General features: G+C 37.9%; 27 protein-coding genes. 12 read left to right on the top strand and 15 right to left on the bottom strand.

The genetic code is table 11. From position 1 onward, the window contains the following. Window positions 1-3: 3 nt before the first annotated feature. On the top strand, window positions 4-579 hold the full coding sequence (locus HJC33_RS04200) for a phosphatase PAP2 family protein (RefSeq protein WP_171657549.1): 576 nt from the start codon (window positions 4-6) through the stop codon (window positions 577-579). Here HJC33_RS04200 and HJC33_RS04195 read toward each other — a convergent pair. Continuing rightward, the gene (locus HJC33_RS04195; RefSeq protein WP_171657548.1) at window positions 542-1183 is read right to left on the bottom strand and encodes an O-methyltransferase; all 642 of its coding nucleotides are present in this window, start codon (window positions 1181-1183) and stop codon (window positions 542-544) included. The genes HJC33_RS04200 and HJC33_RS04195 overlap by 38 nt on opposite strands. 65 nt (window positions 1184-1248) lie before the next feature. On the opposite strand from HJC33_RS04195, the gene HJC33_RS04190 reads away from it, so the two are divergent. Together HJC33_RS04190 and kynU are read left to right on the top strand one after the other, a co-directional pair. Beyond that, entirely contained in the window at window positions 1249-1713 is a 465-nt protein-coding gene (locus HJC33_RS04190; protein WP_171657547.1) for a GNAT family N-acetyltransferase, read from the top strand. Between the two features lie 56 nt (window positions 1714-1769). Continuing rightward, window positions 1770-3053, top strand: a complete 1284-nt coding sequence (gene kynU / locus HJC33_RS04185) for a kynureninase (protein ID WP_171657546.1) — start codon at window positions 1770-1772, stop codon at window positions 3051-3053. Here kynU and HJC33_RS04180 read toward each other — a convergent pair. Beyond that, window positions 3036-3893, bottom strand: coding sequence for an AraC family transcriptional regulator (locus HJC33_RS04180; RefSeq protein WP_171657545.1), 858 nt, complete (start codon window positions 3891-3893; stop codon window positions 3036-3038). The two genes, kynU and HJC33_RS04180, sit on opposite strands and share 18 nt — an antisense overlap. A 122-nt stretch (window positions 3894-4015) precedes the next feature. Between HJC33_RS04180 and HJC33_RS04175 the strand changes: the two genes are divergently transcribed. Further along, entirely contained in the window at window positions 4016-5167 is a 1152-nt protein-coding gene (locus HJC33_RS04175; protein WP_171657544.1) for an MFS transporter, read from the top strand. Between the two features lie 13 nt (window positions 5168-5180). Here the strand turns inward: HJC33_RS04175 and HJC33_RS04170 are convergent, their stop codons facing one another. Next, window positions 5181-5858 carry a hypothetical protein gene (locus HJC33_RS04170; protein ID WP_171657543.1) on the bottom strand — a complete coding sequence of 226 codons (678 nt, stop codon included), beginning with the start codon at window positions 5856-5858 and terminating at the stop codon, window positions 5181-5183. A 102-nt stretch (window positions 5859-5960) separates the two neighbouring features. Here HJC33_RS04170 and HJC33_RS04165 point away from each other — a divergent pair, with 102 nt between their 5' ends. The 5 genes from HJC33_RS04165 to HJC33_RS04145 all read left to right on the top strand — a co-directional run bounded on the left by HJC33_RS04165 (window position 5961) and on the right by HJC33_RS04145 (window position 9891). Further along, entirely contained in the window at window positions 5961-6587 is a 627-nt protein-coding gene (locus HJC33_RS04165) for an RNA polymerase sigma factor (protein WP_171657542.1), read from the top strand. Window positions 6588-6590: 3 nt separating this feature from the next. Beyond that, complete coding sequence (locus tag HJC33_RS04160) at window positions 6591-6779, top strand: hypothetical protein (RefSeq protein ID WP_171657541.1); 189 nt, start codon at window positions 6591-6593, stop codon at window positions 6777-6779. A 23-nt stretch (window positions 6780-6802) separates the two neighbouring features. Beyond that, window positions 6803-7630 carry a mechanosensitive ion channel family protein gene (locus HJC33_RS04155; RefSeq protein ID WP_171657540.1) on the top strand — a complete coding sequence of 276 codons (828 nt, stop codon included), beginning with the start codon at window positions 6803-6805 and terminating at the stop codon, window positions 7628-7630. A gap of 82 nt (window positions 7631-7712) precedes the next feature. After that, window positions 7713-8261: a ClpP family protease gene (locus HJC33_RS04150; protein ID WP_171657539.1), complete on the top strand. Its 549-nt coding sequence runs from the start codon at window positions 7713-7715 to the stop codon at window positions 8259-8261. 274 nt (window positions 8262-8535) lie between these two features. Then, window positions 8536-9891 (top strand): FAD-dependent oxidoreductase, encoded by a 1356-nt coding sequence (locus HJC33_RS04145; RefSeq protein WP_171657538.1) that lies wholly within the window; start codon window positions 8536-8538, stop codon window positions 9889-9891. A gap of 73 nt (window positions 9892-9964) precedes the next feature. Here HJC33_RS04145 and HJC33_RS04140 read toward each other — a convergent pair whose 3' ends face one another. Both HJC33_RS04140 and HJC33_RS04135 read right to left on the bottom strand, forming a co-directional pair. Further along, window positions 9965-10744 carry a zinc ribbon domain-containing protein gene (locus tag HJC33_RS04140; RefSeq protein ID WP_171657537.1) on the bottom strand — a complete coding sequence of 260 codons (780 nt, stop codon included), beginning with the start codon at window positions 10742-10744 and terminating at the stop codon, window positions 9965-9967. A 3-nt stretch (window positions 10745-10747) separates the two neighbouring features. Beyond that, the gene (locus HJC33_RS04135) at window positions 10748-11842 is read right to left on the bottom strand and encodes a Nif3-like dinuclear metal center hexameric protein (RefSeq protein ID WP_171657536.1); all 1095 of its coding nucleotides are present in this window, start codon (window positions 11840-11842) and stop codon (window positions 10748-10750) included. Between the two features lie 57 nt (window positions 11843-11899). On the opposite strand from HJC33_RS04135, the gene lpxK reads away from it, so the two are divergent. Continuing rightward, complete coding sequence (gene lpxK, locus HJC33_RS04130; protein ID WP_313777729.1) at window positions 11900-12889, top strand: tetraacyldisaccharide 4'-kinase; 990 nt, start codon at window positions 11900-11902, stop codon at window positions 12887-12889. On the opposite strand, the gene HJC33_RS04125 is transcribed toward lpxK, so the two are convergent. The 9 genes from HJC33_RS04125 to HJC33_RS04085 form a co-directional block, all read right to left on the bottom strand. After that, window positions 12886-15060, bottom strand: a complete 2175-nt coding sequence (locus HJC33_RS04125) for an ATP-binding protein (protein ID WP_313777728.1) — start codon at window positions 15058-15060, stop codon at window positions 12886-12888. The genes lpxK and HJC33_RS04125 overlap by 4 nt on opposite strands. Before the next feature lie 47 nt (window positions 15061-15107). Next, the gene (gene gap, locus HJC33_RS04120) at window positions 15108-16118 is read right to left on the bottom strand and encodes a type I glyceraldehyde-3-phosphate dehydrogenase (protein ID WP_171657533.1); all 1011 of its coding nucleotides are present in this window, start codon (window positions 16116-16118) and stop codon (window positions 15108-15110) included. 26 nt (window positions 16119-16144) lie between these two features. Next, window positions 16145-17020 carry a lipoyl synthase gene (lipA, locus tag HJC33_RS04115; protein WP_171657532.1) on the bottom strand — a complete coding sequence of 292 codons (876 nt, stop codon included), beginning with the start codon at window positions 17018-17020 and terminating at the stop codon, window positions 16145-16147. Between the two features lie 61 nt (window positions 17021-17081). Then, window positions 17082-17642, bottom strand: coding sequence for an RNA polymerase sigma factor (locus HJC33_RS04110; protein ID WP_171657531.1), 561 nt, complete (start codon window positions 17640-17642; stop codon window positions 17082-17084). Between the two features lie 35 nt (window positions 17643-17677). Beyond that, window positions 17678-17887: a membrane or secreted protein gene (locus HJC33_RS04105; RefSeq protein ID WP_171657530.1), complete on the bottom strand. Its 210-nt coding sequence runs from the start codon at window positions 17885-17887 to the stop codon at window positions 17678-17680. A 63-nt stretch (window positions 17888-17950) separates the two neighbouring features. Next, the gene (locus HJC33_RS04100; protein WP_171657529.1) at window positions 17951-18709 is read right to left on the bottom strand and encodes an anti-sigma factor; all 759 of its coding nucleotides are present in this window, start codon (window positions 18707-18709) and stop codon (window positions 17951-17953) included. Continuing rightward, window positions 18706-19269, bottom strand: coding sequence for an RNA polymerase sigma factor (locus tag HJC33_RS04095; RefSeq protein WP_171657528.1), 564 nt, complete (start codon window positions 19267-19269; stop codon window positions 18706-18708). Before HJC33_RS04095 ends, HJC33_RS04100 begins: the two co-directional genes overlap by 4 nt. A 196-nt stretch (window positions 19270-19465) precedes the next feature. Then, window positions 19466-20482 carry a UDP-N-acetylmuramate dehydrogenase gene (gene murB, locus HJC33_RS04090; RefSeq protein ID WP_171657527.1) on the bottom strand — a complete coding sequence of 339 codons (1017 nt, stop codon included), beginning with the start codon at window positions 20480-20482 and terminating at the stop codon, window positions 19466-19468. Continuing rightward, on the bottom strand, window positions 20479-21672 hold the full coding sequence (locus tag HJC33_RS04085) for a pyridoxal phosphate-dependent aminotransferase (RefSeq protein WP_171657526.1): 1194 nt from the start codon (window positions 21670-21672) through the stop codon (window positions 20479-20481). Before HJC33_RS04085 ends, murB begins: the two co-directional genes overlap by 4 nt. A 150-nt stretch (window positions 21673-21822) precedes the next feature. Between HJC33_RS04085 and HJC33_RS04080 the strand changes: the two genes are divergently transcribed. Beyond that, window positions 21823-23160, top strand: coding sequence for a PDZ domain-containing protein (locus HJC33_RS04080; RefSeq protein WP_313777727.1), 1338 nt, complete (start codon window positions 21823-21825; stop codon window positions 23158-23160). 57 nt (window positions 23161-23217) lie between these two features. Here the strand turns inward: HJC33_RS04080 and HJC33_RS04075 are convergent, their stop codons facing one another. Continuing rightward, window positions 23218-23607, bottom strand: coding sequence for a DUF1573 domain-containing protein (locus HJC33_RS04075; RefSeq protein ID WP_171657525.1), 390 nt, complete (start codon window positions 23605-23607; stop codon window positions 23218-23220). A 196-nt stretch (window positions 23608-23803) separates the two neighbouring features. Here HJC33_RS04075 and HJC33_RS04070 point away from each other — a divergent pair, with 196 nt between their 5' ends. After that, window positions 23804-26446: a valine--tRNA ligase gene (locus tag HJC33_RS04070; RefSeq protein WP_171657524.1), complete on the top strand. Its 2643-nt coding sequence runs from the start codon at window positions 23804-23806 to the stop codon at window positions 26444-26446. The last annotated feature ends 75 nt before the right edge of the window (window positions 26447-26521 follow it).

Raw genomic sequence — 26521 nt, 5'->3', positions numbered from 1 at the left:
ACCATGTTGGAAAAATTATTGGAATGGGATCGGGATACATTGATTTATCTCAATGGTTTGGGTGTTGAACCTTACGATGGTTTTTGGACTTCTGTTACCAATATAGCCACATGGATTCCGCTTTTTATTCTTTTTCTTGTGTTGTTGTTCTGGAAATTTCCAAGAAAGGTGGCACTGTTAAAATTTTACATGGTTTTGGGTTTGGCTTTCTTTATTACTGCTGCCACCCACCTATGTAAAATAACTGTGGCTAGATTGCGCCCCAATAACAGTGAAGACATTAATGGGTTAATACGTGTTTTAAAAACTCCAACGGATTATAGTTTTTTCTCCGGACACGCTTCAAGCTCTTTGGCCATCACCATGCTGATGTATCTCTTCTTAAGAAGAAAAGTATTTTGGGCGCCCTTGTTTTTTATTTGGCCTTTATTGTTTTCCTACAGCCGTATTTATGTTGGGGTGCATTATCCCGTAGATATTTTGGTCGGAGCTGTCGTTGGAATATTGTCAGCAATACTTTTCTATTTTTTATACCAGCGTTTTATAGCACCCTACTCAGGGTTAAGCCATCCCGAATAGGAAGTAGAACAGTTTCCACTCTTGGGTCATTTTTAAGTCTTTGATTGTACTCAATCAATGCAGCTGTGGCTTTGTCGGACTCTTGAACGGGTTCCACCACTTTCCCGGACCAAAGTACATTATCAGAAAGAATAATACTGCCCGGTTTAGTTTTTTGCATCACCGCTTCAAAATAAGCATTGTATTCTACCTTGTATGCATCAATAAAAACCAAATCAAAACATAGGTCAAGCTGGGGAATGATTTCCAAGGCGTTGCCAATATGTTGTTTGATGTTTTCTCCGTACCCACTTCTATTAAAATAGCTACGTTGCATATCATGGAGTTCTTCATTGATCTCAATAGTATGCAATTCTCCGTTTTTTTGAAGTCCTTCCGCCAAACAAATTGCGGAATAACCGGTATAGGTACCTATTTCTAGGATATACTTGGGGGCAATGATTTTGGAAAGCAAACTTAAGACCCTTCCTTGAAAATGCCCTGTGATCATGCGAGGTTGTACAACCTTTAAGTGGGTTTCCCGGGTGAGTTCCGTAAGTAGTTCAGGTTCTGTTTCGGAACTATCTGCAATATATTTTTCCAAAATGGGAGACAGAAAATGCATGTTGAAGTTTTCGCAAAAATAGAGAAAAGAAGTACATTGTTTTATCATTTAAAATTATGATGAATATGGCATCAGACAGTTTGAAGATTCGAGAGGCAACCTTGGGCGATTTGCAAATCCTGCTTGGATTTGAGCAGGAAATCATTAAAGCTGAACGCCCTTTTGATATTACTATAAAAGAAGATCCAATCAGTTATTATGACCTCAAACAAATGATTTTAGATGATGATAAATGTGTTTTGGTTGCTGAAAATGAAAATGTCATTGTAGCTTCTGGTTATGCCGTTCCCAAAAGAGCCAGACATTATTTAAACCACGAGTTTTATGCCTATTTGGGTTTTATGTACACCCACCCTGATTTTCGTGGACAGGGAATCAATGCCAAAATTACAGAAGCGTTGAAGCAATGGTCATACGAAAATGGATACAAAGAAATTCGTTTAACTGTTTATAGCAACAATATTCCTGCAATCAAGGCTTATGAAAAGGTAGGATTTAAGAAACACATCATTGAAATGCGTCTGGAGTAATTTTCAAATCATGGAAATATTGCCACAAGTCGTATTTTTGAAGTAAACCAAAAAACATGACTTTTCAGAACTCACTTGAATTTGCCCAAAAACTTGATGCAGAGGATAAACTTGCCAAGTACAGGGATGAATTCCACTTTCCGAAGGTAAATGACAAGGATGTCATCTACTTTACTGGAAACTCGTTGGGATTACAGCCCAAACGCACACAAAAGTTTGTGGATGAAGTGATGAAAGACTGGCGGGGGCTGGCTGTGGAAGGTCATTTTTATGCAGAAAAGCCTTGGTGGGATTATCACGAACGTTTATCTGAGTCACTGAGCAAGATTGTTGGGGCTCATCAAGAGGAAGTTTCGGTGATGAACACCCTTACGGTTAACCTGCACTTGTTGATGGTTTCGTTTTATAGACCTACTGCGAAGCGATATAAAATTATCTGTGAGGAGAAAGCATTTCCATCTGACCAATATATGCTACAAAGTCAGGCTAGATTTCATGGTTTTGACCCAAAAGATGCCATAGTTGAAGTGAAAAAAAGAGAAGGTGAGCATTTTTGGAGGACAGAGGACATTGTTCAAAAGATTGAGGAAACCGGAGATGAATTGGCTTTGGTATTGATGGGAGGCGTAAATTATTACAATGGGCAAGTGTTGGATATGGAAAAGATTACAAAGGCCGGTAAATCTGTCGGTGCTTTTGTAGGTTGGGATTTAGCCCATGCGGTAGGTAATGTGACTTTGAAACTCCATAACTGGGATGCAGATTTTGCAGCTTGGTGCAGTTACAAATACATGAACAGTGGCCCTGGGAATGCTTCGGGTATCTTTGTGAATAAAAAGCATCTAGGTAAAAGTGATATTCCGCGTTTTGAAGGTTGGTGGGGTACCAAAAAGGAAACACGTTTTTTAATGCAACCAGAATTTGACCCTATTGATTCGGCAGATGCTTGGCAACTGAGCAATCCACCAATACTTTCAGTAGCTCCGTATTTAGCGTCTTTGGAACTGTTTGAAGAAGTGGGCATGGAAGCGCTTATTGAAAAACAACAAAAAATAGTCGCATATCTGGAATTTGTACTTCATGAGATTGATAAAGATGTGGACAGTACTTTTGAAATTATCACTCCAAAAGATAGGGGATGCCAGCTTTCAGTCTTTTTGCATGGTGAGGGGCGTTCACTGTTTGATTATCTGATGAAAAATGGTGTAATCACAGATTGGAGAGAACCGAATGTAATCCGTTTGGCCCCAGCGCCTTTCTATTGCTCATTCACCGACATGTATAATTTTGGGCAAATTTTAAAGCAAGGGATACTTCAAAAATCAGCTGCCGTATCTTGATTTCAAGTAGTGTGAAGGTGCCAGACCTTGATATTTTTTAAACTGTCTTGTAAAATAAGAAGGATCATTAAATCCAGATTTGTACATCACCTCGGTAATGGTTGAATTGGATTCATTAAAAAATTCTATAGCTTTTCCCGTCCGGAACTCATTTACAAAGCCGATGAACGTGCGTTTGGTCATTTTTTTGAAGAACCGACAGAAAGAATTTGGGGTAAGTCCAATAATTGCAGCAATTTCTACTATTGAAATGTTCTGGTGATAATTGTTGTTTACATATTCAAAGGTTTCTTCAAGCCTTCGTACTTCGTCTTTTCTATAAGTTTCTAGGGGTATGGTTTCATAAAAAGGAGTGTAAATACCTTTTTTGGATAAAAAGTCCAAAATGGATAGCAGATTTACTAGCTTCCCTTGATTATCCAGATATTTAAATTTTTTAAAATCGTTCCAAAGTGATTTATGGGTTTGAGTGTCGAACACCAATACCTGCTCAGATTTTTTTACCAATCCCATAATGTTGGCCAATTCTGGGAAAACATTCAATTTCTCTTGTATGAAATCTTTTTTGAATTGAATGACCACTTCCAAATTGTCTTCATGGTCTTTATTGCCAAAATCAGCATGGGGAATATGTCCGCCTAAAAAAACCAATACCCCATCAGTATAAGTCCTCTTTTTAGAGCCAATATTTAATTGCCCGGCACCATTTTTAACATATACCATTTCATATTCTGGATGGATGTGCCAACCAGCTGACTCACAAAGGTTGTTATTGTCGTAAGTTTCAATCTTCAAGGAAGCATTGATGTCAAGATTGATGGATTCAAACATGGGTTTCATAAGTCAAAATTATCATATAGTTTGATTAATTGACCCAATGAAGAATAAAATGTCTTAAATTTTGAATAATTTATGCTACAAGATATGAGTCGAGTGCTTTTATTTTGTGTGAATATTAAGCTATGAAATCATTAGGTATAATTTTTTCCAACCCTAGATACTTTGGTCCTGCGTGGGTCTTTGCCAGTCTTAATATTTGGTTTGGTACATGGGCGGTTTATATTCCTGTGGTAAAGGAAAAGTTACATATTGATAAGGCTGATTTGGGTATTGCCATCTTTTGTCTTGCCCTAGGTGTTTTTGCCTTGTTCCCATTAGCTCCTAAGATTATCAATAAATTAGGTGTTGGCAAAGCAACATGGATTGGGGTGCTTTGTAGTAGTGTTACGGCACTTTTTCCTCTTTTGGCACCCAATTATTATACGCTGATGGTTAGTCTTTTCTTTTTTGGAGCTTCAAACGGATTAACTGACATTGCCATGAATACTCTGGTTACCGAAATTGAAAAAGAAGATCGACAGAATTTTATGTCGGCGGCACATGGATTTTTCAGTTTAGGAGGAGTATTGGTTGGTTTGGGTAGCTTTTTGATTCCGATTATTGATAACCCAGCTTTGCATATGGGCATTAATGTGGGCATAGTGCTTATGGTTAACCTGATATTTTATAAAAAGTATGTCAATATTGTTTCAGCTCCGGTGGAAACAGAACCCTTTAGCATAAAATTGTTCAAGCCTCTTTTTTTGCTGGGAATAGTCAGTTTTATTGCTTTTGGGAGCGAAGGAGCCATTATTGACTGGAGCGGGCTCTATTTAAAAGAGATAACTATGGCTCCAGAGATGCTCATTGGTTCTGGATTTCTGGCATTTTCAACCACCATGACCATTGGTAGGTTCTTGGGAGACGGAATCAGTGCTAAAATAGGAGCTGTAAAAATAGTGGCCTTAGGAGCTATTATCGCTATTTGCGGCTATGTTCTTGTGCTTTCCGACCAAACTATTTTATCCATTGCAGGTTTTGCATTGAATGGTTTGGGCTTTTCCGTTATTGTCCCTGAGTTATTTCGAATAGGTGGAAATGTTAAGGGAATTGAATCGGCACAAGGGGTAACCTTTATAGCAGGGTCTGGCTATTCTGGTTTTTTAGTAGGTCCAGTATTTTTGGGCTTTTTGGCAGAAAGTGCTTCATTGAAACATAGTTTTTATGCACTTCTCATTTGTGCACTATTGGTTTTGGCAACCACTTTTGCATTGCACAGCAACAAATCAAACTAAAAAAGACTGGAAATTACTTTATAACAGAAAGATTCGTAAAGTTTATGCTAAATCCAGGCTCAGCTTTTTTATGATCTTGAGCTAGCAATAATCCTTCAATTTCCACATAATGTTCCCAAGTGGTAGCTAAAGAAGGTTCTTCTTGGTTGGCTTTTCTGTACACCCATTCCCGTACAACATAGTCGTCGTTAAAATAGAAATCATAGGCATCGCCCGGCGTGTAACCACCTTCATTTGCATAAACTATGGTTAGTTTTTGCATATCCTTACCGCTAATAGGGGCTTTTTGATTTTCAGCGTGTGTGTATGTGAAATTGTTGGCATCCCAAATAAGATTAAAAGGGGCCAATATCCAATAGCGATCATTGATAAAACCACCATTTACTTTGGTAGTGACACTATCCATGGAATTTCTATTGTAACTGATGGTATCGCTGTTGAATATTACAGTAATGTCATTGGATTTAGGTTTCCATTTCCAATTACGCTCAAAATGGGAACTGTCCCTATCTACATTAAATGTAAAAGTAAATTCTTTTACAGATTTCCAATTTTCAAAGCCGTGGGCAGATGCAATCTTTTCTAAGATGGTTTTCTCTATCACCTCTTGTTTTGGAGCAGTTTTGGGCTCTGTCTTGCACCCTAGAACAATAAGGGAGCATAGTAAAATGGCAAAAAGAAAATTTTTCATGGGTGATTTTTAATCAAATATAAAGTGATTTTGGATTATCTTGTCAATGGCTTCCGGGAATAATCTTAATCGGTCCAAAAAAAACCTAACAAACCTCAGCCAGTGACTTTTTTAAAAAGACTGTTTCTAATTCTTATAAATAACCTTGATAAGAATTCATTGGAAACAGATGACCCGTATGCCCATCTATCGGATGAGGAGTTGGTGGAGAGAATTGTTGCGAACAATAACCCACTGTTGTTTGGAAAGCTTTATGATCGTTATGCCAAGATGGTATACAACAAGTGTTATGGGTTTGCCAGATCAGAGGATGAAGCAGAGGACCTTACCCAAGATGTCTTTCTGCAATTGTTTATAAAGTTGAAAATGTTCAAAGGGAAGTCCAAGTTTTCAACTTGGTTGTATTCCTTTACATATAACTTTTGTGTCAACTACGTCAATCGGAACAAGCAGCGGAAAATGAGTGATCAATCGGTTCCGGTAGAAGATTCAGAATACAAATTAACCGAAGAGGTTCCAGATGAGAGCCTGTTTGAGCTTAAAACCAAAAAACTAAAAAAAGCCTTGGAACTTATTTCTCCGGAAGATAAGTCCCTACTGTTACTTAAGTATCAAGATGGTGCCTCTATCAAAGATTTGGTGACATTATTGGAATTAGGTGATAGTGCCGTAAAAATGAGACTAAAGAGAGCTAAAGAAAAACTATTGGAAATCTATAATACATTATAATAGATGGCAAAGAAAAAAAGAAATCCGTTTAGAGAATTGGAAGCTACCTTAAAAGAAGTTCCACCTGGAATGAAGAAAAAGGTGATGAACGACATTGCAGCGGCCAAACTGATCATGGACATGGCATCATTATTCTCATTAAATGTGGGGTCTGCCTTGCGAAGACTTTTTAGAACTTTTGGAAACAATTAAACAACACTACAAAATATATAGATATGGAAACAATTAACGAATGGAAAGACATTACGGTTGACTCCTTGACCACCATGGGAAGGGACATAGCTTCAGCATTCCCTAAAATTATTGGAGCCCTTGTGGTTCTCATTATTGGCTGGCTGCTCACCAAGATTATACTTTTTGTTTTAGGAAAGGTCTTGAAATTGGCCAAAGTGGATGCCCTGAGTGAAAAAATCAACGAAATGGACCTTTTTGGCAAAGGAGATTTCAAAATAGATATCATCAAAGTCATCAAAGGTTTTGCTAAATGGCTACTATTACTGGTATTCTTGATAGTTGCGGCTGACATATTAAGCTGGGATATCATTTCCACGGAAATAGGAAACCTATTGCGCTATTTACCAAGATTGTTCAGCGCACTGGCTCTTATGATGATTGGCCTGTACATTGGAAACTTCATTAAAAAAACAGTGAAGAAACTGTTTGATTCACTAGAGTTTGGAGGGTCTAATGTTGTCAGCAACTTGTTGTTTTACATTATTGTCATCTTTATTTCGATAACGGCCTTGAACCAAGCAGGAATAGATACAACAATTATCACCAATAATATCACTATGTTTTTGGGAGCCTTCTTATTGGCCTTTGCCATTGGCTTAGGACTGGGTTCAAGGGATGTGATTACCGATCTTTTACGTTCGTTCTATACTAGAAGAACTTATGCTGTGGGAGATAAGGTGGTAATAGGAGAAGACACAGGAACTATCGAGGCTATTGAAAACAATACCTTGACCTTGGTGACCAAAACAGGAAAATTTGTCATACCTATCAAAGATGTGGTCTCGCAAAAGGTAGAAATCAAATCTTAACTTTTTTGTTGGGTCAACGCTAGCGCTTATATAGAAAACTTCCTTGGAATTTCATTATTTTTGAGACTTCAACAGTTAGAAAATGAGTTCAAAAAAAGGAAAAGTACAAGAGTTGATCCAAGAAAAGTTACTGGACGAAAGAAAGGTTTTTTTATGGGGAATGGTAGATGATGATTCAGCAAAGCACGTAATAGACAGATTACTTTATCTGGATTTACAGAATAATGATGAAATTCAGCTGATTATCAATAGCCCTGGAGGTTATGTGACGTCTGGTTTTGCCATTTACGATACCATAAAACAAATAAAAAGTCCGGTTTCAACAGTTTGCTCAGGTTTGGCCGCTTCCATGGGATCTATCCTTTTATCAGTAGGAGAAAAAGGAAGACGTTTTATTCAACCCCATGCACGGGTGATGATTCACCAACCTAGCGGTGGGGCTCAGGGACAAGCTTCCAATATTGAGATTCAAGCTAAGGAAATTATCAAGACAAAAGAACTTGGCGCAAAAATTTTAGCTGATAACTGTGGACAGACTTTTGAAAAAATCATGAAGGATTTTGATCGTGACTTTTGGATGGGTGCTGAAGAATCTGTGGAATACGGCATTGTAGACAAGATTTTGGAGTAGAATAGATACTTACCAAAAAGGAAAAAGTCCTTTGCAGCTTACTGTAAAGGACTTTTTTATATATGGACGCCGAAGCGGAATATTTATACTATATACGGCAAGATGGATGCCAAAAGATTCTAAGGAATTGTTAAAAATTAAAAGTATCCAAGATAAGTCGGTCTTTTACTCCAAAATACTGCTTTGATGTGTTCCCAGAGTAGCTAAGGAATTAGAAATAAGCTCCAAATTCGTTATTTTTGATGTTTAACTTCAACTGGCCCCAAGGGCATTTATGACACAGTCTCCTAAAAATATTGCCATCATCGGTTCTGGATTGGTGGGTTCTCTTTTAGCTGTTTATTTACGTAAAATTGGACATGTTGTTACTGTTTTTGATCGCAGACCAGACATTCGTACAATTAAATTTTCAGGTCGTTCCATTAACTTGGCCATGAGCAATAGGGGATGGAGAGCACTTCAAAAGGTTGGATTGGAAGATGAGGTCAAGCAAATTGCCATTCCTTTGGACAAACGTGCTATGCACGTGAATGATAAACCACTATATTTTCAAAAATATGGGAAAGAAGGGGAAGCAATCTGGTCAATTTCAAGGGGTGTGCTCAATAAAAGAATGATTGATTTGGCTGAAGAGGCCGGAACAGTTTTTCGGTTCAATGAAAAAGTATGGGATGTAGATTTGCCTGAGGCAAAGATTTTTACAGGGGAATCTGAAAAAAGTGAATGGAAAGAGTATCAATTTGATGTAGTTTTTGGTTGCGATGGAGCTTTTTCAAGAGTAAGGCACAAAATGCAACGTCGCAGTAGGTTTGATTATTCCCAAGATTTCATTGATGTTGGTTATAAGGAACTTACAATCCCAGCCAACGAGGATGGTACACATAAACTGGATAAAAATTCATTTCATATTTGGCCTAGGGGGAAGTTTATGCTGATTGCCATGCCAAATTTGGATGGGAGCTTTACTTGTACGCTGTTTTTGCCCTTTGAAGGTGAAGTTTCTTTTGAAAAAATAACAACTCAGGAGGAAGCTAAAGATTTCTTTAAAAAATACTTTCCTAACGTAAGAAAGGAAATTGAAAACCTAACCCAGGATTTCTTTACTAACCCAACAAGTGCTTTGGTCACTATGAAGTGTTACCCGTGGACGTATTGGAACAAAGTGGCTTTGGTGGGTGATTCGGCCCATGCCATCGTGCCATTTTATGGGCAAGGAATGAATGCCGGTTTTGAAGATATTTATGTTTTGGGCGAGCTTTTTGAAAAACATGGAGATGATTGGGATGCCATTTTTTCCGAATATCAAAAAGAAAGAAAACCCAATACCGATGCAATTGCTGAACTCAGCTATCGCAATTTTGTTGAAATGAGCAGTAAAACAGCAAGCCCTAAATTTTTATTGCAGAAGCAAATAGAGAAGTGGTTTGCCAAAAAACATCCTGAAAAGTGGATTCCAGTCTATAGTCGGGTTACTTTCTCAGAAAGACCTTACGCTGAAGCTTTGGCCATTGGTGATATGCAGGAGACCATTATGAAAGAAGTTATGCAAATCCCAGAAATTGAATCTAAATGGGATTCCCAAGAAGTGGAGCATAAAATATTGGGATTGTTGGCAGATTATAATGAATGATAATGATGCAGAAAATTATAACCAATAAAAAAGCCACCTAAAGGTGGCTTTTTTATATTGTTTTTTAGAAGACTTAGATTTTAGAGAACATATCTAGCATTTTCTCTTGTTCTTCCTCAGCTAAAAGCGGATCGACCAATATTCTTCCACTATGTTCGTCTGTAATAATCTTTTTTCTTGAGGCGATTTCAACTTGAACCTGTGGTGGAATGGTAAAGAAAGAACCTCCTGAAGCTCCTCTTTCCACCGGAACTACTGCCAAACCATTTTTTACACTATGGCGGATTCTCTTGTACGCTTGTACTAATCTATCTTCGATTTTTTCTTCGAATTCCTCAGATTTTTTCAAAAGTGCTTTTTCTTCTTTTTCAGTTTCTGCAAGAATAGCGTCCAATTCACCTTTTTTGTGCTTCAAGTGACCTTCTCTCTCACCAAGTTTTTCTTTGGTTTGCGAAATGACCTCTTTTTTCTGCTCAATCTGTGCTTTGAATTCTTTAATGTTTTTTTCAGCCAATTGAATTTCAAGTTCTTGGAACTCAACTTCTTTGCTCAAGGAATTGAATTCACGGCTGTTTCTTACATTTTTCTGTTGTTCAGCGTATTTTTTAATGAGGGTTTTGGATTCCTCGATAAGATTTTTCTTTGCTGCAATTTCAAAATTGATAGTTTCAACATCAACTTTCAATTTGTCAATTCTGGTCTTTAGACCAAGGACTTCATCTTCCAAGTCCTGTACTTCCAAAGGGAGTTCCCCCCTAACATTGCGTATTTCATCCACTCTGGAATCAATAAGTTGAAGATCATAAAGGGCTCTCAACTTTTCTTCCACAGTGCTTTCGTTCTTATTCGCCATATATTATAAATAATTGATGGGATTTGTTATGCTCTCCGATAAAGAGACTGCAAAATTAGGAATTTTTTTCGTAAGATAATCAACCAATAAATCTTTTGTAAACTGCTCAGTTTCAAAGTGCCCAATATCTGCAATAAGAAGCTGATTTTCTGCTTCAAAAAACTGATGATATTTTACGTCAGCAGTGATAAAAACATCAGCGCTGGCTTTTTTGGCCGCACCAATGGCAAAAGCACCGCTTCCGCCCAAAACAGCTACTTTTTTTACTTTCTTGCCTAAAAACATGGAGTGCCGCACCACTTTAGCGTTCATTTTGGTCTTTACGTGTTCAAGAAATGCCTTTTCATCCAGCTCTTTTTCTAGGTCACCGACCATTCCCATGCCTACATCTTGTTGGACGTTTTCCAAAGTATGTACTTCGTAGGCAACCTCTTCATACGGATGGGCATCAAAAAGAGCATTGAGGATATCTTTTTCTTTTTCAAAAGAAAAGGTAACATTGATTTGGGTTTCTCTTTCAAACTGTACTTTGCCTATTTGTCCAATTGTTGGGTTGGTTCCTTCCTCTGGCATGAAACTGCCAACACCTTCCATAGTAAAACTACAATTACTATATTTTCCAATGTCCCCTGCACCTGCCTTAAAAAGTGCTGATTTAATATTTTCAGCATCTTTTACCGGGGCATAAGTAATCAGTTTTTTAATGGTCTTGGTTTTGGGGATGAGAATTTTTGGTCTTTGAATGCCCAAAACTTCGCAGATTTTGGCATTGACACCCATATTGCTATTGTCCAATGCTGTGTGCATGCTGTAAATGGCAATATTATTGGAAATAGCTTTTAGTACAACACGCTCCACATAATTACGACCCGTAATCTTCTTGAGACCTTTAAAAATGATAGGGTGAAAACTAACAATGAGATTGCACTTTTTCGAGATGGCTTCGTCGACAACATTTTCTAGAGTGTCCAAGGTTACCAAAATACCGGTTACGGTCATATTTTGATCCCCGACCAATAGTCCAACGTTGTCAAAATCCTCAGCATGAGCCAATGGGGCCAATTCATCCAATATTTTTGAAATATCCTTTACGGTCATTTGGTGTTTCTTAAGTGGGCTAAAGATAAAATATTATATTTTCGTCCCATGTTGCCAATGCTTCGCATACTAGCTTTTCCATTTTCTTTGATTTACGCACTCGTCGTTCATTTCAGGAACTTTCTATATGATAACGGCATTTTTGCATCCAAATCATTTGAAACATCCACTATTTGTGTGGGCAATCTTAGTGTAGGGGGTACAGGAAAGACTCCTATGATTGAATATTTGATTCGATTATTGGAAGGAAGGAACGTTGCCATATTAAGTAGGGGGTATAAACGCAAATCCAAAGGGTTTGTTTTGGCGAATGCTGATTCTAAAGTTGAAGAATTGGGTGATGAACCTTTTCAAATTCATAAAAAATTCCCTAATGCAATTGTCGCTGTTGATGCTGAACGCCGGAATGGTATAGGTCAACTAAAATCAATAGTGAAACCAGATGTCATTCTTTTGGATGACGCATACCAACACCGAAAAGTCAAACCGAAATTTTCAATTTTGTTGACGGCATATGGTAAACTTTATATTAATGATTGGTATTTGCCCACCGGAAATTTGAGGGATAGTAAGTCAGAAGCGAAACGGGCCAATATTATTATTGTGACCAAATGTCCTGAGAATATTTCAGAAGCTGAGCGGAGTTCAATTGTCAAGAAATTAAAACCATTGCCTCATCAATATGTTCTTTTTTCCATGTTGAAGTATCAAAAAAATGTCCAGGGAGCTGATCACAAAACGCTGCCATTGGAATCATTGCAGGGTAAAAAGGTAGCATTGGTTACAGGGATAGCTTCACCGGATCCACTATTACAGCACTTAAAATCGAAAGAGGTGGATTTTACACATTTCGGATATGCTGACCATCATGATTTTTCGGCAAAAGAAATCCAAGAGTTTAGTGGTTTTGAGATTGTATTGACCACGGAAAAAGACTACGTAAGGCTAGAGGGCAAATTAAATAAGCTGTATTATTTGGAAGTGGCCCATAGCTTTTCTGAAGAAGATGCAAAATTTTTGGGGCAATCGATTAAAAAATTAATCTAAACGAGGCCTTCAGTTTTTTTTCTGAAAACGTTTTCCCCAATTTTTTGATAGAAGACTTCAGGTTTGAAGGGTTTGGTGACCACATCATTACAACCAGCCTGGTAGAAACTGTCTAAACTGTCATCCAATGAAATTGCGGTAAGCGCAATAATTGGGATTTCTTGGTCAAATTTCCTGATTTGTCTCGTTGCTTCTTCACCACTGATGCCCGGCATGTGGATATCCATTAATATAGCATCATAGGTATTGGCCTTGGCGTGGTCTATGGCTTCATTTCCATTGTTGGCAATATCGCAGGTCATTTCTTTTTTGGTCAACATTTTCTTGGTGATGACCTGATTGATTTTGTTGTCTTCCACAATCAGAATATGAAGTCCTTTAAATTGAAATTCATCTGAATTTAGTTCAAAATCCACTTCCTCCAATTTGGATTCCGCTTTGCTCTTTAGGTCCAATTCAAAATAGAAAGAACTTCCTTGTCCAAGTTCACTTTCCAAATTAATGGTGCTGCCAAATAGACCTAGTAGGCTTTTTACAATGGTTAATCCAAGACCTGTGCCACCATATTCGCGATTGATTTGGATAGAACCTTGCTCAAAGCTATCGAAGATATTTTGTTGTTGATCATCGGAAATACCGATACCGTCATCTTTCACCTCAAAGTAAAGCCTCACGTTGTCATCTACCTTGTTCAAAAGTTTGGCAATTACTTTTACTTGGCCTCCTTTTGTAAATTTCAGTGCATTGCCCACCAGATTCATAAATACCTGTGATAATTTAATGGGGTCTCCCAGTAGTTGCTGTGGAATATTGGAATCATAATCCAAAACAAGCTTGGTATTATTGTCATTGGCGTTTTGCTGAAGCGAATCGACCACATCGGTCAGTACTTTGTTCAACTTGAACTCAATGCTCAAAGGTTCCAGTTTGTCCGCATCAATTTTATTGATTTGAAGGATGTCGTTGATGAAGTTCAACAAATATTCTCCTGAAAATTTCAATGATTTTAGATGTTCTTTTTGATGGTCTGCAGGATTTTCTTCCAACAGCAGATGTGTAAGACCAGTAACCGCGTACAATGGGGTTCTTAGCTCATGAGTTACTGTAGAAAGGAAATTGGTCTTCGCTTCCATGGCAGAAATTGCGGAATCCCTTGCCAGCTCCAACTCTTTGTTTTTAGTATATAAGAGGTCGTTGGTTTTTAGTTTAATTTGATTATTTCTGAAGAGCGAAACAGCCAATAACGAAATAATGGTTAAAAAAGCAGAAGTTAATATGGCCGTGATTTCTGACCGGTTTTTGGATTCACTCAGTTCCTCATTCTTCGCAGTGAGCTTATTAATTTCATTCATCTGAGGCTCAAACCTGACTTTATCACCAGTGTTGGCCTCCAATTTTGTTTTTTCAAGATTGAAAACGGAATCTTTTATTTGCTCAAGGGCTTTTTTGTAGTAGAGGGCACGGTCATATTCTTTCGTATCCTCATAAATTTGTGAGAGTTGCTCGTTGGCTATTTTGATTTCCCTGAAAAATCCATGTTTTTGGGCAAGTTCCAAAGCAGCTTGCGAATGGATGATACCTTCTTCCAGATCATTGAGTTCCATACTTATTTTGGAAAGTTCCAGATTTGCCCTAGTGGCAAGATAAGTACGTTCTTTATCATCTGCATTTACAATAAGTGCGTGCAAGTTTTTGATGGCATCCTCATACTTTTCAATATTGGTAAAGATCAATGCCTCTAAAAGAAGAATATTATTGCTCAGATTTCTGTTATTGCTGAGCATTCTTGATTCTTCCAATGATTTGAGTGATTGAAAGTTGTTTCCTTCATCAAATCGTAAACCTGCATCTAAGTATAAATGAAAGGCTTGTCCAAAGGAATATGATAGATCTTTCAGCAGTATGCTAGCTCTGTCCCAATAAAAAATGGCAGTTTCTCTGTCACCTTCTTCTAAAAAGAGCCTAGCATATTGGTGATATGTGTCAAGTAGAAGTTTGGCATCTTCATTGTTTTCTGCAATTTTAGCTGCTTCATCCAAGGTTTCCAATGCCTTGTCCACCTTATTTTGGTGTCTATACTGCATGAAATTGTCAAAAATGGATTGGATCTTGACTGTGGAACTTACATCATTTTGGCCAAAGGAAATTTGGGTGCACACTAGTATGCACACCAGAAGTAGCGTTTTAACGCCCATCCATTTGTGAAGTATACTTGAGGTCAAACGTATTTCTTCTTTATAAGCAAAACTATTAAATCAATAATTCTGGAACAATAACCAGTTTCATTATCATACCATCCAATGATTTTTACCATCTTTCCAATAACCGAGGTCATCAAAGAATCAAACGTACAAGAATGACAACTATTGTTTATATCGATGGAAACAATGGGGTCTTCGGTGTAATGAAGTATGTTTTTTAAATTATTTTCAGCGTAATCCTTAAAGGTAGCATTTATTTCTTGAATAGATGTTTGCTTCTTTACGTTGAAAGTAATGTCTGTAAGTGAGCCATTGGGAACAGGCACGCGAATTCCACATCCTCCAATTACATCGGATAATTCCGGAAAAATTCTGGTGAGTGCCTTGGCAGCTCCAGTTGTTGTGGGAATAATGGATTGACTTGCTGCTCTGGCCCTTCTTAAATCCCGATGTGGTGCATCATGTAAGCTTTGATCCGAAGTGTATGAGTGCACTGTGGTTATGTAAGCTTGTTCTATACCACAAAGCTCATTAATGACTTTGATCATAGGAGCAGCATTGTTGGTGGTACAGGAAGCGTTGGAGATAATATGGTCATCTGCTTCAATTTGTGCTTCATTTACACCGATTACCGTCATTTTAATGTTTTCCTCCAAAGGAGGAACCGAAAGAATCACTTTTTTTGCCCCATTATTCAGATGATGCTCTAAATCTTCCCTTTTCTTGAATTTTCCAGTCGATTCTATAACAATATCAACATTATGTATCTTCCAATCAATTTCTTTGGGATGTGTATGATTCAGGATATTGACTTGTTTTCCATCGACAATAATTTGATTTTCTGAAGAAACCACATTAGCATTAAAAGTACCATGAATGCTATCGTACTTTAAAAGATGTCCTAAAGTATTGGCATCAGCAACATCATTGATGACGGTTATGGTAATATCTGGATGATTGTGCAATAACCTGAAAAGTGTTCTGCCAATCCGGCCAAAGCCATTTATGCCAAGGTTAATTTTTTTCATGCTCCAGAATAGGGGATATGACTTGTCTAGTGGATATGTTTATGGGCCTTATAGGAAGAACGTACCAATGCACCGCTTTCTACATGTCTGAAGCCCATTTCCAAACCAATTTCCTCATACTTTTTAAACTGTTCGGGCAAGATGAACTGTTTTACGGGAAGATGTTTTTTGGAAGGTTGCAAGTACTGGCCAATGGTGATCACATCCACATCCACCTTTCGGAGGTCTTCCATGGTTGCAATTACCTCTTCTTCCAATTCTCCCAGACCTAACATGATGCCAGATTTGGTTCGGTTTGCGCCATTCTTTTTTAGGTAATCCAGAACAGCTAAACTTCTATCATATTTTGCTTGGATTCGTACCTCTCGGGTTAAACGCCTTACAGTTTCCATATTGTGGGATATGACTTCTGGGGCAGCTTTAAGAATCCTATCTAAATGGGTTTCTATACCTTGAAAATCAGGGATTAAGGTTTCCAGTGTGGTTTCAGGGTTCATTCTGCGTATGGCCTTTACGGTTTCTGCCCAAATAATTGACCCCATATCTTTAAGGTCATCTCTGTCCACGGAGGTGACAACAGCATGTTTTATCCCCATAATTTTGATGGAACGAGCCACTTTTTCAGGTTCTGCCCAATCCACACTTTCAGGTCTACCGGTTTTTACGCCACAAAATCCGCATGATCGTGTACAAATGTTTCCCAAAATCATAAATGTAGCTGTTCCTTCTCCCCAACATTCCCCCATATTTGGGCAACTGCCCGAGGTACAAATAGTGTGGAGGTCATACTTGTCCACCAAACCTCTTAACTGGGTATATTTTTTACCCGTGGGAAGCTTTACGCGCAGCCATTTTGGCTTTCCTTTGGGTGGATGAACGTTTTCTGCTACACTGGTACTCATAGTAAAATTTTGATTTACAAAGATACTAAACTGAGAAGTAAACTGAGGCCTTGGTAAAGGCTCACTTTTTTTTGATGACCTCTGCCAATAACTTTTTGGACCTAAGCAATTTTACCTTGATATTGTTAACAGGTTCATTGAGTTCCTTGGCAATATCGGCGTAGCTCATTTCATTGAAATAGCGAAGGTTGATTACTTTTTGGTAGTGGGGCTTCAATTTTTTGATGTCTTGAAGGAGATTGGCAAGATTTTGCTCAGTAATCAATCTGTCCTCAACAGAAGGGGTTTCATCCAGGGCCCGTTTTACCTCATCCCCATGGGAATCCATTTCATCTAAAAGACTCCTTTTTCTTTTTCGGATCAAATCAACGTGAAGGTTTTTGGAAATGGTGATGAGCCATGTCTTGAATTCGAAGGCATCATCATATGAGTCTATTTTATCAAAAGCCTTTGAAAAAGTCCTGATGGTGATGTCCTCCGCATCGTTCTCGTTCTTGGTTCGAATTAATTGAAAACTATATACATCGTTCCAAAAAGTGTCCAAAAGTGTGCTGAAGGCAATTTGACTTCCTTCTTTTGCCTTTTGAATATTCTCCTTGATGGATTGCTCCGTTTTTTCCAAATTGCTGTTTTGCAGTAAAGGAGTTTTATGAAAAACTATTGTAGTTCAGGGATGGAATCTTTTTTGCATTCTTGTTCGCTTGGCAACTTGCCGCAAAACCCACAGGCTTCACCATCCTTGTTCAAATAGGGATTCTGGCTTGCACATGTCCCTGCAAACTTCCCATCTTTTTTTGCCCATATCTTAATGGCTATTCCAGCAAAAGCTAGGGCTAAAATACCAATGGTCAATAATACTAACTTCATACTCCAACTTTTGTGCAAAGGTACAAAATACCCCTATAAAGAGAACTGAAGTTTAAGGATACTTTAGTAAGTGATGTTGGCTACTATATTATCAACAGTAGGTGAAGTATTGCCGCCTTTTGGTTCCACGGTGATGTAGCTAACAGCATTATCTGCATAGGGTAGGGCCAATAGCTTGTCTTTGTCATCAAATTGTTTGATAACACCTAAGTTCACTAATTCCCCATTGACTTCGGCCCACATTTGAAAACACTTATTCTCTGGGAGATTGGGGACATTGCTTACATTGATGTACGAAAGTTTTTTAACAGGATTTATATAGGCTATGGCTTTTAACTCTTTTCCTTCTTTTTTTCCATTGAGGTTATACTTTTTTGTAGCAGGATTGTTCAATACGATGAATTGATTACGTACATCTTCCAATTGATTCTTCATATTTTCCTCCAAATACTTGATTTTATTGGTAACCAAGGTATTTTCTTGCTGTAAAGCTTTGTTCTGGTTCCAGAAAAAGTATGAAGATCCAGCAAATATCATGACCGCAATACTGGCTGCAACAGCATAGCGGTAGAATCTCTTGCTTACACTTTTTTCTTTCTTAACGTTATGAAGGATAATTTCTTTTAGACCCTCGGGAGTCTTTCTGGCATACATTTTAGCAAAGGTTTCCAGATTGTCTTGAAGCTCATTGTAAGTTTCCCTTACCTCAGGATACATGGCAATATACCTCTCTACTCTTGAGGCTTCTTCTTTATTGGTATCTCCCAATAGGTATTTTTCAAGAATATCCGACTCTAAAAATATTTTTACTTTTTCTTTCATGGCAATAAAATTAATAGGAGCATAGCTATTGTTGTGCCGTAAATTTTTCCAAGTTCCCTTAAACCAATTTTCAATCGTGATTTAATTGTTCCCAAAGGAATTTCAAGTTCTTCGCTTGCCTCTTGTTGTGTCATTCCCTCAAAAAATAAGGCTTCCAAGACGACTCTGTACTTTGGTTCCAATTTTTCAAGGTTCTCTTGAATGTCCAAATGTTCGGGCTTTATGCCGTCTACTCCAAGATTATATACGTCAGAAACGTCTATTTGGACTTCTTTGTCAGCTTTATTATTGATACTTCTTAACTTATCGATGGCAGTGTTCCTGGTAATTCTGAACAACCAAGTGAACAATTTGGCTTTAGATGCATCATAAGAATCTGCTTTTTTCCATATTTTAATAAAGCTTTCTTGCAGAATATCTTGTGCGAGTTCCTCATCTTTCACCACTTTATATGCTACACCATAAAGTGTATTACCGTAGTTTTCATAGAGTAAGGATATCGCCTTGTCATCTTTTTCAGCTAGAAGCGCTACAATATGTCTTTCAATTAGTGTGCTCATTTTGGTTGTTATGGCAAAATTTTAGGGGGCAAAAATCTAAAATAAGGTTTATCTCGTATATACTACAACGTTGCAATCAAAAAAGCATTATTGTTAACGTAGAATTGAATAAAAAATAAGGGCGGAAGCCTATACAGTATATAAAATTTGGTTAGTTTGGTTTGGTATAACCCCCGTTATTGTTGCAATACGGGGGTTATCTTATTATATTCACTTCTGGTTGTATCGTAATTCCAAATTTTTGAACAACCGCTTTCTGTATTTCCTTTGATAATTTCTCGATTTCATCTCCGGTTGCTTCACCATAATTTACAAGTACCAAAGCTTGTTTTTCATGTACTCCAGCATCTCCAAATCTTTTTCCTTTAAATCCACATTGCTCAATAAGCCAACCGGCTGGAATTTTATACGCATTCTTTTCCATTTCATAAAATGGAGCTTGTGGATGTGCCTTGATGAATTTGTCAAAAGTTTTTTTAGAGATAGTCGGGTTTTTAAAAAAGCTTCCACTATTTCCCAAAACATTGGGGTCAGGTAATTTGCTTTGTCTTATAGCAATAACAGCATTGGAAATGTCTTGAATTGTGGGATATACTACATCCATTTCCTTTAATTTGGCTTCAATGGCACCATAAGTTGTTCGAAGCTCATGATTTTTCTTGGTTAGCTTAAGATTGACCGAAGTGATGATATATCTGTTTTTAGCCCGATTCTTAAAAATGGAGTCCCGATATCCAAATTCACAGGCCGCATTATCAAAAGTAACCAGCTCACCAGTTTCCATTTCCATCACAGCGCAGCTGACAAAAACATCTTTTAACTCCACACCGTAGGCTCCAATATTCTGTATGGGAGCTGTTCCGGTATTTCCCGGAATAAGGGAAAGGTTTTCTAGTCCGCCATAACCTCTTTCCAAGGTCCAAAGTACCAAATTATGCCAGTTTTCACCTGCCATAACCTTGACCTCAATAGAGTCTTCAGTTTCTTCAATAATGCTGATACCTTTTAGGTTGATATGCATTACCAAGGCATCAATATCTTTCGTAAGTAACATATTGCTACCTCCACTAATAATGAATCTATTGGGGTAGGCTTTTAATTCAAGTACTTTTTGAAGCTGGACAAGCCCAGTGATTTCAACAAAAAAACGTGCATTAACATCAATGCCAAAGGTATTGTAGTTCTTTAGGGATATGTTTTCTTGGATGTTCACTGAGTTTTATATTGTTCTAGTGCTTTTCCCAAAATATGAACTGCTTTCACAAGTTGTTCTTTTTCCAATACATAAGCAATTCTAATTTGGTTTTTACCTAGGTTTGGGGTTGCGTAAAACCCAGCAGCAGGGGCTACCATTACTGTGTTTCCTTCCATTTCAAAACTTTCCAATAACCATTGTGCAAAATTATCAGCATCCGATACGGGCAATTCTACTACACAATAGAAAGCGCCTTGAGGAACAGCTACTTTTACACCATTTAATTTTTGAAGTTCTGAAATCAGCGTATTTCTTCGCGAGACATATTCTTCTATGACTTCGTCAAAATAGCTTTGAGGGGTTTCTAAAGCTGCCTCACTGGCAATTTGTGCAAAAGTGGGAGGCGACAAACGTGCTTGCGCAAATTTTAATGCTGTTTGAATTACGTCTTTGTTTTTTGATACCAAACAACCGATTCTGGCTCCACACATGCTATATCTTTTAGATACTGAATCCACTACAATGGTATGTTGTTCAAGTCCTGTCTCTTGTAAAATGGAATAGTGCTCTCTTCCCTCGTAGGCAAATTCGCGATATACTTCATCCGCAATTAAAAACAGATTGTGCTTTTTCACCAAAGTTGCCAACTGTTGAATTTCTTCTTTACTGTAAAGATACCCCGTTGGATTACCCGGATTACAAATAAGGATGGCTTTGGTCTTTGGAGAGATTAACTTTTCAAAATCTGTAATTGGAGGAAGTGCAAAATTATTTTCAATATGTGAAACAATAGGAACCACTTTTACCCCGGAGGCTATTGCAAACCCGTTGTAATTGGCATAAAAAGGTTCTGGGATGATAATTTCATCATCAGCATCCATAATGGTGCCCATGGCAAAGGATAGGGCCTCGGAGCCTCCAGTGGTTACGATAATATCATCAAAAGTAACCTGAATATCATTTTTAGCATAGTACGCCGCAATTTTTGTTCGATAAGCTTCAGAACCTTCGGTCATGCTATAGGCAAGTACATCAATATTGTGATTTCGAACGGCATCCAATGCAACCCTCGGAGTTTTTATGTCAGGTTGCCCAATGTTGAGATGAATCACATGAGTTCCTCTTTTTTTGGCAGCTTCTGCGTAAGGTACCAATTTACGTATGGGCGAAGCGGGCATTAACTTTCCTTTTGAAGATATTGTTGGCATACATCAAATTTTAGGCAAAAATGGGAAATCCAATACTCGAAAACAACACATTACATCAATATTTGGTTCGTTAGGTGAATGTTAAATTATGAATGCTTTTAGTGTTTGTTTTGTATATTTAGTAATCATAACCCTTTAGAAGTAAGTAATTTGAAAAAAAGTCATCTTTTTTTTACGCTTCTTTTAGTATTGATGCCATTTTTGGTTTCAGCACAGCAATTTAAATTGCCAGAAGGCCAGAAGTCCCAAAAGGTCAATTTTGAGATGATCAATAACTTGATCATAATTCCTTTGGAGATCAATGGGGCAGAGTTGACTTTTGTGCTGGATTCTGGAGTGGGCAAACCCATTCTATTCAATCTCTCTGATCAAGATTCCATACAAATCAATGATGTTTCTGAAGTTACTATCAGAGGCTTGGGAGATGGAGAACCCATGAAGGCTTTAAAATCAAGGGGAAATGCTTTTAAATTGGGTAAAGTCCAAAATCTCAATCAGGAATTGTACGTGGTTTTGGATAAAGAAATAAACTTTTCCACGTCCCTTGGTATTCCAGTGCACGGTATTTTGGGCTATGAACTTTTTAGGGATTTTATTGTTGAGGTCAACTATGCAGCAAGACACATTAAACTGCACAATCCAGAATTGTATAATGATAGATACCATAAAAAATCTCAGACACTTCCTTTGACCATCAAACGTAAAAAGGCATATGTTGAGGGTACTGTTTTGCTCAAAGAATCTGAGAATGTTCTGGTTAAACTTTTAGTTGATACTGGAAGTAGTGATGCCCTTTGGCTTTTTCATCAACCAGAAAAGGGGTTACAAGTTCCAGAAAAACATTATGAAGACTTTTTGGGTAGAGGATTGAGTGGCGATATTTTTGGTAAAAGAACCAAGATCAGTGGCATTAAAATTGGAGATTTTGAGTTAAAAGATGCCAAGGCGGCTTTCCCTTATCGAGAGTCATTTGGATTTATTGATAATTTGGGAGATCGCAATGGTAGCGTTGGCGGAGAGATTCTAAAGCGTTTCAATATCATATTTGACTATGGTAGAGAGCAGGTCACATTAAAAAAGAACAATAATTTTAAATCTCCTTTCCAATATAATTTAGCAGGAATAGATTTACAACATAATGGACTGCGATATATTGCAGAAAGTATTGCCGGTTTAAACGGAGTAATCAAGGATGACAAAACATCCATGGGAAATGTTCAAATTTTATTGGAAAACAAAACCCGGTTGAGCCTTGTGCCAGAAATTATAGTTTCGGGTATCCGTGCAGGAAGCCCAGCACATGAAGCCGGATTGCAAGAAGGTGATGTTATCTTGGCTGTAAATGGTAAGAGCATTCATCGATATAAATTGCAGGAAATACTAAAAATGCTCAACGAAAAGGAAGGAAAACGTGTAAGAGTACTCATAGAACGTTATAATAGAGACCTTTTATTTTCCTTTGTCCTGAAAAAAGTTTTTGAAGACTAAAAAAGAAAAAGCCCTAAAACAATCGCTTCAGGGCTTTTTTATAATTCTTTCTACTTCTTATTTGGCTCCTTCTGCTTTTACGGTTCCTTTGATTTTAAGAACCTTGGTCGGAGTATCCGCATTGGAAGTTACTGTAATGGCCTTTCTAATAGGACCAACTCTATTGGTATCATACTTTACCTGAATTTCACCAGTTTTTCCTGGTAAAATAGGATCTTCAGGTTTTTTGGGGATGGTACATCCGCAGCTAGACTTAACATTGCTGATGACCAATGGCACACTACCAGTGTTGGTAAATTCAAATACGCGCACGCCATCACTACCTTTTTCAATTTCACCGTAGTCGATGGTCTCATTCTTAAATTCAATTTTTGCGGTTGCTTCTTGAGCGTAAATCCCTAAAGAAAGAAGCCCTACAAACAACATGAGTACAGTTTTTTTCATCATTTCTAGTTTTGGGTGAATTCCAAATGTAGATGTTTTCCCACCTGCATCCAAAATTCTTTTGTTATGTAATAACGTTACTTATTTTTGTTTCGTATTTCAGGATTGGCTCTCAATAGAAGAATAGCGTTAAATTAACATTGCGACCCTACTTCAAAAATCCAATCCGATTCCAATTAGACAAAAACTATACCGAAAAATGGAAATTCCATCAAAATATGATCCCAATAGGGTAGAAGAACACTGGTATGATTACTGGATGACACATGATTTTTTCAGTTCAAGACCAAATGAAAGGGAGCCTTATACCATTGTAATTCCCCCTCCAAACGTAACAGGAGTGCTCCACATGGGGCATATGCTCAATAATACCATACAAGATGTTTTGATCCGTAGAGCCCGACTTTTAGGCAAAAATGCCTGTTGGGTGCCCGGAATGGACCATGCATCCATTGCTACGGAGGCCAAAGTAGTGGCCAAACTAAAGGAAGAAGGCATAAATAAGAGTGATTTATCCCGAGAAGACTTTTTAAAACATGCTTGGGCCTGGACTAATGAATATGGGGGTGTAATTCTTCAACAGTTGAAGAAATTGGGCTGTTCCTGCGACTGGGAACGCACCAAATTCACCATGGATGACGATATGTCAGCCTCTGTAATCAAAGTTTTTGTGGATCTGTACAATAAAGGGTTGATTTATAGAGGATATCGAATGGTGAATTGGGATCCTGAGGCCAAAACAACCCTTTCAGATGAGGAGGTGATTTATGAGGAAAGACAAGGTAATCTATACTATTTGTCGTATCCGATAGAAGGTTCAGATGAAAAAGTGACCATTGCCACTACCCGTCCAGAGACCATTTTGGGAGATACCGCTATTTGCATCAACCCAAATGATGAAAGATATCGCCATTTGAAAGGAAAAAAAGCCATTGTGCCACTTTGCAACCGTGTAATACCAATTATTGAAGATGAATATGTTGATGTGGAATTTGGTACGGGATGCTTAAAAGTGACCCCTGCACACGATGAAAATGATAAAAACTTAGGAGATAAGCATAATTTGGAGATTGTGGACATCTTCAATGAGGATGCTACCTTAAATTCCTACGGATTACATTACGAGGGAAAAGACCGTTTTGTGGTTCGAAAAGAAATCAGCAAGGAACTGGAAGAAAAAGGATTCTTGGTCAAAACTGAGCAGCATACCAACAAAGTTGGTACGTCAGAACGGACCAAGGCCGTTATCGAACCACGTTTGTCCGATCAGTGGTTCCTAAAAATGGAAACCTTGTCCAAACCTGCGTTAGAAGGGGTATTGAAAACCAAGGATGTTAAATTGTATCCTTCAAAATTCGACAATACCTATCGACATTGGATGGAGAATATCAGAGATTGGAACATTTCTCGTCAGTTGTGGTGGGGACAGCAGATTCCCGCCTATTATTATGGGGATGGAAAGGAAGATTATGTAGTTGCAGAATCGAAAGAAGAAGCTCTTAAGTTAGCACAGCAAGCTGTTATTTCTAACGGTAGTGATAAATCTCTTGATGCTGAAGATTTAAAGCAAGACCCGGATGTTTTGGATACTTGGTTCTCATCTTGGTTGTGGCCCATAAGTGTTTTTGGAGGGATTTTAGAACCTGACAACAAAGAAGTAAACTATTATTATCCAACCAGTGATTTGGTGACCGGCCCAGATATTTTGTTTTTCTGGGTGGCCCGTATGATTATTGCCGGGTATGAATTCAGAGATAAAAAACCCTTTGAAAATGTGTATTTAACAGGATTGGTTCGCGATAAGCAACGCCGAAAAATGTCAAAATCCTTGGGGAATTCGCCAGATGCCTTAAAATTGATCAAAGATTATGGTGCTGACGGAGTTCGTGTTGGACTTTTATTGAGTTCAGCAGCTGGTAATGATTTAATGTTTGATGAAGCACTGTGTCAACAAGGAAAAAACTTCGCGAATAAAATTTGGAATGCTTTCCGTTTGATAAAAGGTTGGGAAGTGGCCAATTTACCACAACCTGAAGCTGCAAAGACTGGAATTGACTGGTATACGGCCAAATTCAATCAAACTTTGGAGGAAATTGAAGACCATTTTTCTAAATACCGTATTTCAGATGCCTTAATGGCCATTTATAAGTTGATATGGGATGATTTTTGTTCTTGGTTACTGGAAATTGTAAAACCTGCTTATCAGAAACCTATCGACCAAACTACATTTGATGCCATTATCCATTTGTTTGAAGAGAATTTGAAGTTACTGCATCCTTTTATGCCCTTCTTGAGCGAAGAAGTTTGGCAGCATATTGCAGAGCGTACCCCAGAGCAAGCATTGATAGTATCAAGCTGGCCTAAAATAAAAGAAGTGGATGCAACATTAATTTCTGATTTTGATTTTGCTTCGGAAGTGATTTCAGGTGTACGAACCATTCGAAAGGAGAAAAATATTCCTCAAAAAGATTCCTTGGAGCTTTTTATGTTGAATAAAGAGAAGAAAAGTGACAAAATGGATGCAATTATTACCAAATTGGGTAATATATCCAAATTGGAATCTGTGGACTCAGGTTTGGAAGGAGCTTTAAGTTTTCGGGTTAAGAGCAATGAATACTTCATTCCCATGGATGGAGCCGTTGATATTGAGGCTGAAATCAAAAAAATTACCGAGGAGCTGGATTATACCCGCGGATTTTTAAAATCAGTACAGAAAAAACTGAGCAACGAACGTTTTGTAAACAACGCTCCAGAGCAAGTAGTGGCCCTTGAAAAGAAAAAAGCTGCAGATGCTGAGGCCAAAATCGAAACTTTGGAGAAAAGTTTGGCAAGTTTAGAATAAAGATTCCTTATTCTTTTCGGTTTTTTTGATACTTTGGGTGGTATGAAATCCAATATTGTCAACTAAACCCAATTT

It is taken from the genome of Flagellimonas amphidinii, from assembly GCF_013090115.1.
Taxonomy (GTDB): domain Bacteria; phylum Bacteroidota; class Bacteroidia; order Flavobacteriales; family Flavobacteriaceae; genus Flagellimonas; species Flagellimonas amphidinii.
The sequence above is the reverse complement of the archived record's forward strand: the minus strand, read 5'-3'. Positions and strand labels throughout refer to the sequence as shown.

Bases quoted from the DNA above. Each gene is read 5' to 3' on its own strand.
- HJC33_RS04175 (WP_171657544.1), top strand. From the start codon at position 4,016: ATGAAATCATTAGGTATAATTTTTTCCAACCCTAGATACTTTGGTCCT.
- HJC33_RS04190 (WP_171657547.1), top strand. From the start codon at position 1,249: ATGGCATCAGACAGTTTGAAGATTCGAGAGGCAACCTTGGGCGATTTG.
- HJC33_RS04195 (WP_171657548.1), bottom strand. From the start codon at position 1,183: ATGCATTTTCTGTCTCCCATTTTGGAAAAATATATTGCAGATAGTTCC.
- HJC33_RS04105 (WP_171657530.1), bottom strand. From the start codon at position 17,887: ATGAAGTTAGTATTATTGACCATTGGTATTTTAGCCCTAGCTTTTGCT.
- HJC33_RS04170 (WP_171657543.1), bottom strand. From the start codon at position 5,858: ATGAAAAATTTTCTTTTTGCCATTTTACTATGCTCCCTTATTGTTCTA.
- HJC33_RS04145 (WP_171657538.1), top strand. From the start codon at position 8,536: ATGACACAGTCTCCTAAAAATATTGCCATCATCGGTTCTGGATTGGTG.
- HJC33_RS04160 (WP_171657541.1), top strand. From the start codon at position 6,591: ATGGCAAAGAAAAAAAGAAATCCGTTTAGAGAATTGGAAGCTACCTTA.
- lipA (WP_171657532.1), bottom strand. From the start codon at position 17,020: ATGAGTACCAGTGTAGCAGAAAACGTTCATCCACCCAAAGGAAAGCCA.
- HJC33_RS04140 (WP_171657537.1), bottom strand. From the start codon at position 10,744: ATGGCGAATAAGAACGAAAGCACTGTGGAAGAAAAGTTGAGAGCCCTT.
- HJC33_RS04135 (WP_171657536.1), bottom strand. From the start codon at position 11,842: ATGACCGTAAAGGATATTTCAAAAATATTGGATGAATTGGCCCCATTG.
- HJC33_RS04180 (WP_171657545.1), bottom strand. From the start codon at position 3,893: ATGAAACCCATGTTTGAATCCATCAATCTTGACATCAATGCTTCCTTG.
- HJC33_RS04070 (WP_171657524.1), top strand. From the start codon at position 23,804: ATGGAAATTCCATCAAAATATGATCCCAATAGGGTAGAAGAACACTGG.
- kynU (WP_171657546.1), top strand. From the start codon at position 1,770: ATGACTTTTCAGAACTCACTTGAATTTGCCCAAAAACTTGATGCAGAG.
- HJC33_RS04155 (WP_171657540.1), top strand. From the start codon at position 6,803: ATGGAAACAATTAACGAATGGAAAGACATTACGGTTGACTCCTTGACC.
- HJC33_RS04150 (WP_171657539.1), top strand. From the start codon at position 7,713: ATGAGTTCAAAAAAAGGAAAAGTACAAGAGTTGATCCAAGAAAAGTTA.
- HJC33_RS04075 (WP_171657525.1), bottom strand. From the start codon at position 23,607: ATGATGAAAAAAACTGTACTCATGTTGTTTGTAGGGCTTCTTTCTTTA.
- HJC33_RS04200 (WP_171657549.1), top strand. From the start codon at position 4: ATGTTGGAAAAATTATTGGAATGGGATCGGGATACATTGATTTATCTC.
- HJC33_RS04085 (WP_171657526.1), bottom strand. From the start codon at position 21,672: ATGCCAACAATATCTTCAAAAGGAAAGTTAATGCCCGCTTCGCCCATA.
- lpxK (WP_313777729.1), top strand. From the start codon at position 11,900: ATGCTTCGCATACTAGCTTTTCCATTTTCTTTGATTTACGCACTCGTC.
- gap (WP_171657533.1), bottom strand. From the start codon at position 16,118: ATGAAAAAAATTAACCTTGGCATAAATGGCTTTGGCCGGATTGGCAGA.
- HJC33_RS04095 (WP_171657528.1), bottom strand. From the start codon at position 19,269: ATGAGCACACTAATTGAAAGACATATTGTAGCGCTTCTAGCTGAAAAA.
- HJC33_RS04100 (WP_171657529.1), bottom strand. From the start codon at position 18,709: ATGAAAGAAAAAGTAAAAATATTTTTAGAGTCGGATATTCTTGAAAAA.